4 protein-coding genes are annotated in these 3,756 nt (G+C 41.1%); all 4 read left to right on the top strand.

The annotated features are described in order from the left end of the window. Window positions 1–102 precede the first annotated feature (102 nt). The 4 genes from HT708_RS10945 to pta are packed head-to-tail and all read left to right on the top strand — an operon-like array spanning window position 103 to window position 3,487. Window positions 103–774: a GTP pyrophosphokinase family protein gene (locus tag HT708_RS10945; RefSeq protein ID WP_000171679.1), complete on the top strand. Its 672-nt coding sequence runs from the start codon at window positions 103–105 to the stop codon at window positions 772–774. Continuing rightward, a complete protein-coding gene (locus HT708_RS10940) occupies window positions 758–1,576 on the top strand; it encodes an NAD kinase (protein ID WP_000799048.1) in 819 nt (272 codons plus the stop codon). The genes HT708_RS10945 and HT708_RS10940 overlap by 17 nt, the downstream gene beginning before the upstream one ends. Further along, window positions 1,573–2,469, top strand: a complete 897-nt coding sequence (locus tag HT708_RS10935; RefSeq protein ID WP_172926389.1) for an RluA family pseudouridine synthase — start codon at window positions 1,573–1,575, stop codon at window positions 2,467–2,469. Before HT708_RS10940 ends, HT708_RS10935 begins: the two co-directional genes overlap by 4 nt. Before the next feature lie 43 nt (window positions 2,470–2,512). After that, entirely contained in the window at window positions 2,513–3,487 is a 975-nt protein-coding gene (gene pta / locus HT708_RS10930; RefSeq protein ID WP_000451579.1) for a phosphate acetyltransferase, read from the top strand. Window positions 3,488–3,756 lie beyond the last annotated feature (269 nt).

Here is a 3,756-nt window from a genome sequence, read left to right as displayed (position 1 = left end):
TTTTTCACTTATGGTATAATAAGCATTGTATTTATTGTATATGAATCTGGAGAAAAAATCAAAGATATTTTTGAAGGATAATATGAGAATAAGGGAGAATATATGACCTTAGAATGGGAAGAATTTCTAGATCCTTACATTCAAGCTGTTGGTGAGTTAAAGATTAAACTTCGTGGCATTCGTAAGCAATATCGTAAGCAAAATAAGCATTCTCCGATTGAATTTGTGACCGGTCGAGTCAAGCCAATTGAGAGTATAAAAGAAAAAATGGCCCGTCGTGGTATTACTTATGCGACCTTGGAGCACGATTTGCAGGATATTGCTGGTTTGCGTGTGATGGTCCAGTTTGTAGATGACGTTAAGGAAGTAGTGGAGATTTTGCACAAGCGTCAGGACATGCGAATCATACAGGAGCGAGATTACATTACTCATCGAAAAGCATCAGGCTATCGTTCCTATCATTTGGTAGTAGAATATATGGTTGATACCATCAATGGAGCCAAGACTATTTTGGCAGAAATTCAAATACGTACCTTGGCCATGAATTTCTGGGCAACGATAGAACATTCTCTCAACTACAAGTACCAAGGGGATTTCCCAGAGGAGATTAAGAAGCGACTGGAAATTACAGCTAGAATCGCCCATCAGTTGGATGAAGAAATGGGTGAAATTCGTGATGATATCCAAGAAGCCCAGGCACTTTTTGATCCTTTGAGTAGAAAATTAAATGACGGTGTAGGAAACAGTGACGATACAGATGAAGAATACAGGTAAACGAATTGACCTGATAGCCAATAGAAAACCGCAGAGTCAAAGGGTTTTGTATGAATTGCGAGATCGTTTGAAAAGAAATCAGTTTATACTCAATGATAGCAGTCCGGACATTGTCATTTCCATTGGTGGAGATGGCATGCTCTTATCGGCCTTTCATAAGTATGAAGACCAACTTGATAAGGTACGCTTTATCGGTCTTCATACAGGACATCTGGGCTTTTATACCGATTATCGTGATTTTGAGTTGGATAAGTTAATGACCAATTTGCAGCTAGATACCGGAGCAAGGGTTTCTTACCCTGTTCTAAATGTGAAGGTTTTTCTTGGAAATGGAGAGGTCAAGATTTTTCGTGCCCTCAATGAAGCCAGCATCCGCAGGTCTGATCGAACCATGGTGGCAGATATTGTCATCAATGGTGTTCCCTTTGAACGTTTTCGTGGAGACGGGCTAACAGTTTCAACACCGACTGGTAGTACGGCTTATAACAAGTCTCTTGGCGGTGCTGTTTTACACCCTACCATTGAAGCTTTGCAATTAACGGAAATTGCCAGCCTCAATAATCGTGTCTATCGAACGCTGGGCTCTTCCATTATCGTTCCTAAGAAGGATAAGATTGAACTCATTCCAACGAGAAATGATTACCATACCATTTCGGTTGACAATAGCGTTTATTCTTTCCGTAATATTGAGCGTATTGAGTATCAAATCGATCATCATAAGATTCACTTTGTCGCGACTCCTAGCCATACTAGTTTCTGGAACCGTGTTAAGGATGCCTTTATCGGCGAGGTGGACGAATGAGGTTTGAATTTATCGCAGATGAGCATGTCAAGGTTAAGACCTTCTTAAAAAAGCACGAGGTTTCTAAGGGGCTTCTGGCCAAGATTAAGTTTCGAGGTGGGGCTATTCTGGTCAATGACCAACCACAAAATGCAACCTATCTATTGGATCTTGGGGACCGCGTTACTATCGATATTCCCGCTGAGGAAGGCTTTGAAACCTTGGAAGCTATCGAGCGCCCACTGGATATTCTCTATGAGGATGACCACTTTCTAGTCTTGAATAAACCCTATGGAGTTGCCTCTATTCCTAGTGTTAACCACTCCAATACTATTGCCAATTTTATCAAGGGTTACTACGTCAAGCAAAATTACGAAAATCAGCAAGTTCACATTGTGACCAGGCTTGATAGGGATACTTCTGGCTCGATGCTCTTTGCCAAGCACGGCTATGCCCATGCACGATTGGACAAGCAGTTGCAGAAGAAGTCCATTGAAAAACGCTACTTTGCTTTGGTTAAAGGTGATGGACACTTGGAGTCAGAGGGGGAAATTATTGCCCCGATTGCGCGTGATGAAGACTCCATTATTACCAGACGGGTGGCTAAAGGTGGAAAATATGCCCATACTTCCTACAAGATTGTAGCTTCTTATGGAAATATCCACTTGGTCGACATTCGGCTGCACACTGGTCGAACCCACCAAATTCGAGTCCACTTTTCTCATATTGGTTTTCCTTTGTTGGGCGATGATTTGTACGGTGGTAGTCTGGACGACGGCATCCAACGTCAGGCCCTGAATTGCCATTACCTATCCTTTTATCATCCATTTTTAGAGCAAGATTTGCAGTTAGAAAGTCCCTTGCCGGATGATTTCAGCAACCTTATTATCCAGTTATCAACTAATACTCTATAAAAACTGTTTCAGAGTATAATTATTATCTTAAAGGAGAAAACTCATGGAAGTTTTTGAAAGTCTCAAAGCCAACCTTGTTGGTAAAAATGCTCGTATCGTTCTCCCTGAAGGGGAAGAGCCACGTATTCTTCAAGCGACTAAACGTTTGGTAAAAGAAACAGAAGTGATTCCTGTTTTGTTAGGAAATCCTGAAAAAATTAAAATTTATCTTGAAATTGAAGGGATCATGGATGGTTATGAAGTCATTGACCCTCAACATTATCCTCAATTTGAAGAAATGGTTGCTGCCTTGGTGGAGCGTCGCAAGGGCAAAATGTCTGAAGAAGATGCACGCAAGGTTTTGGTTGAAGATGTAAACTACTTTGGTGTTATGTTGGTTTACTTGGGCTTGGTTGATGGAATGGTGTCAGGTGCGATTCATTCAACTGCTTCAACAGTTCGTCCAGCCCTACAAATCATTAAAACTCGTCCAAATGTAACTCGTACTTCAGGTGCCTTCCTCATGGTTCGTGGCTCTGAACGTTACCTATTTGGAGACTGTGCTATCAACATCAATCCAGATGCAGAAGCTTTGGCTGAAATTGCCATCAACTCAGCAATCACAGCTAAGATGTTTGGAATCGAGCCTAAAATTGCTATGCTAAGCTATTCTACTAAAGGTTCAGGTTTTGGTGAAAGCGTTGATAAGGTCGTTGAAGCAACTAAAATTGCTCACGACTTGCGCCCTGACCTTGAAATCGATGGTGAGTTGCAATTTGATGCAGCCTTTGTTCCTGAAACTGCAGCTTTGAAAGCTCCTGGAAGTACGGTAGCTGGTCAAGCAAATGTCTTCATCTTCCCAGGTATCGAGGCAGGAAATATCGGATACAAGATGGCTGAACGTCTTGGTGGCTTTGCGGCAGTAGGTCCTGTTTTGCAAGGTTTGAACAAGCCTGTTAACGACCTCTCTCGTGGATGTAATGCAGATGATGTTTACAAGTTAACCCTTATCACAGCAGCTCAAGCAGTTCATCAATAGTGAAAACTATAAAGCGATATACTATGCTATACTGTAGTTATGAAACTATGTACGAAAAGCACTGCCATTAACTCCTGAGAACTAAATTACTGATTGGTGTCAAAAAGGACAACTTCCAAGCGATGATATCCTGTCTATATACGACCTATAGAAATCTGTAATATACATGTCCGTAAAACGATAAATTTCCTTTTAAATGAGTATGAAAAGAGAATTTTTCATGAGAAAACGCATAATATTGAGTGCATTTTGTACTGACCCCCAAAAGT

This window comes from Streptococcus sp. 3613, from assembly GCF_013277375.1.
GTDB lineage: Bacteria > Bacillota > Bacilli > Lactobacillales > Streptococcaceae > Streptococcus > Streptococcus pseudopneumoniae.
This window is presented reverse-complemented; position numbering and strand designations above follow the sequence as displayed.